The following is a 2,231-nucleotide window of genomic DNA, read 5'->3' as shown; positions in this document are numbered from 1 at the left end:
GATCCGATCCGATCCCAGGGCCCCTGACTCGTGTGTCGGCGGTCAGAATACGGGCAGCGTGGTGGGGGAGAAGCCGTTCTGCTCGTTCAGTCAGTCAGGTAGCCGTCGAGGTCATCGACGATCTGCCCGGCTCCGATGGGGCCTAATCCGAGGAACCAGACGTCGTCTTTGACACGGAAGGCTCTGTCGTCTTCGACGGCCGGCAGACCTGTCCACTGGCTGCCGGAAAGCGCCGTGGTCTCGCCGGTTGCCTCGGGGTCGCCATAACTGGTGTAGAAGACGTAGTCGCCACCCGCCTGGTCGAGGTTCTCCGGAGAGATCTCCACCGCGAGTTCAGCAATGTCCTGTGCTTGGGGGCGAGCGAGCCCGGCATCGTCGAGGATGACACCGATCAGGGATTTGTTGCCGTAGAGTCGCAGTCTCTCGGGCATGAAGCGCACGAGCGAGATCGTCGGGTTTCCATCGACCGCGTCATCGAGATCGTCGGTGGCTCTCGTGTAGTCGTTGAGCACGTCGGTGGCTTCATTCTCCATACCCAGTGCTTCGCCGACGAGTGCGAAGTTCTCCTTCCACGGGAATCCCGGGCGAATCGAGAATACGGTCGGTGCGATCGAATCGAGTTCGTCGTAGAGAGCGTCGGCGCGCAGCTGGCTGCCGAGAATCAGGTCTGGGTCGAGTTCGGCAATCACTTCCAGGTTGAGTTCGTTGATCGTTCCCACCGTTTCGACGTCTTTGACCTGATCAGCAAGGTAGGAGGGCACTGCGTGTGCCCCCTCGGTTGTGACCATGCCGACGGGCGTGATGCCCAAAGATAGGACATCGTCGAGCTCACCGGTGTCGAGGACGACGACGCGTTCGGGTCGCTCTGCGATCTCGGTGGTGCCATTGGCATGTCTCACCGTGCGTGGGAATGCTCCGGGCTCGGCGTCGCTTCCCAGTTCGGCAGTTTCCTTGTCTGCCGTGGCGAAAGCTTTGCCGCCGGTGGCGACGTCCTTCTTGCCGGTGCCCTCATCCTTGTCGTTGTCGGTGCCGGCGGTGCAGGCGCTGGTGAGCAGGAGAACGGACAATGCGGTTGCGGCCACGGCGCGCGTGCTGCGGGACGAAAGAGTCATAAGGTAAGCATAACCTTGCCTTAGCTGGAGTTCACTTTTTGAGATCCGTTGGGTGTCCCTGTCGACCCGGCTTTGGTGGAACTCGACACACTCGGAGCGCAGCAGCGCCTCGTCGGCCACCGAGTGTCGATAAGCGTCACTTCAAGCATGGCCCCGGGGGCGGCCGCGAAGGTAGGTGAATGCGAAGAATCCCCAGCCAGAAGAACTGACTGGGGATTCTGCCACTTTCGTGGCGGGGGGAGGATTTGAACCTCCGACCTCCGGGTTATGAGCCCGGCGAGCTACCGAACTGCTCCACCCCGCGTCGTGATCCCCACTTTACATGAGCTGTTTCCTGCAGGCCAAACCGAAGTCGGGTGACGTCCGCCACATGTCCACCTGCCGTTCACCTGAGGTGCTCAGTCTGAAATCAATTCCGATTCAGGGTTGCGGATGGTTGAAACCTAAACTATAGTCAATCTCGTACTTCAAATTTCAACTAAAAGGAGAAATCATGACTGCTCTTCCACAGGGGCTCACCGCAGGAACCTGGAACATCGACCCGGTGCACTCCGAGTTCACATTCACCGCTCGCCACGCCGGCGTCTCGAAGGTCCGCGGACACTTCGAAGACATCGCGGGAACCGTCAACGTCGGCGAGACCCTCGAAGACAGCACGGTCACCGCCGAGGCTGACGTCGAGTCGATCAGCACTCGCAATCCTCAGCGCGACGGTCACCTCAAGAGTGGTGACTTCTTCGAAGCAGAGACCAACCCGAAACTGACCTTCAAGTCCACTGGGATCAATGCGGCGTCGAACGATGAGTTCGAACTCATCGGAGACCTCACCATGCGCGGCGTGACCAAGGAAGTCACCTTCACCACCGAATTCAGCGGAGTTGCCACCGATCCCAACGAGAACCAGGTTGCAGGCCTCTCGGCTGTCGCCAAGGTCGATCGCAAGGACTTCGGCATGGAGTTCAACGCTGTTCTCGGCGGCGGCGAGCTGCTCGTCTCCAACAAGATCAAGATCGAGCTCGAGCTCGAGCTCGTCAAGGCCTGAACCGCCTGACGCTGCCACCAGTGCACTGGCAGCGAGGCAGTCGCAGCGAACAGAGAAGGGGGGGGGGGGGGGGGGGG

At 60.6% G+C, this 2,231-nt stretch carries 2 protein-coding genes and 1 tRNA gene; 1 reads left to right on the top strand and 2 read right to left on the bottom strand.

Annotation, left to right across the window (positions count from 1 at the left end):
- Positions 1–86 precede the first annotated feature (86 nt).
- Together ACE03M_RS10505 and ACE03M_RS10500 are read right to left on the bottom strand one after the other, a co-directional pair.
- On the bottom strand, positions 87–1,112 hold the full coding sequence (locus ACE03M_RS10505; protein ID WP_485933910.1) for an ABC transporter substrate-binding protein: 1,026 nt from the start codon (positions 1,110–1,112) through the stop codon (positions 87–89).
- A 230-nt stretch (positions 1,113–1,342) separates the two neighbouring features.
- Positions 1,343–1,416 (bottom strand) — tRNA-Met (locus ACE03M_RS10500).
- A gap of 189 nt (positions 1,417–1,605) precedes the next feature.
- Between ACE03M_RS10500 and ACE03M_RS10495 the strand changes: the two genes are divergently transcribed.
- A complete protein-coding gene (locus ACE03M_RS10495) occupies positions 1,606–2,154 on the top strand; it encodes a YceI family protein (protein WP_485933909.1) in 549 nt (182 codons plus the stop codon).
- The last annotated feature ends 77 nt before the right edge of the window (positions 2,155–2,231 follow it).

This window comes from Brevibacterium sp. AGC70, assembly GCF_057334195.1.
Note: the sequence above shows the minus strand (reverse complement) of the source record. Positions and strands in the feature narration are given on the sequence as shown.

Coding starts and splice junctions, on each gene's coding strand:
- ACE03M_RS10505 (WP_485933910.1), bottom strand. CDS start 1,112: ATGACTCTTTCGTCCCGCAGCACGCGCGCCGTGGCCGCAACCGCATTG.
- ACE03M_RS10495 (WP_485933909.1), top strand. CDS start 1,606: ATGACTGCTCTTCCACAGGGGCTCACCGCAGGAACCTGGAACATCGAC.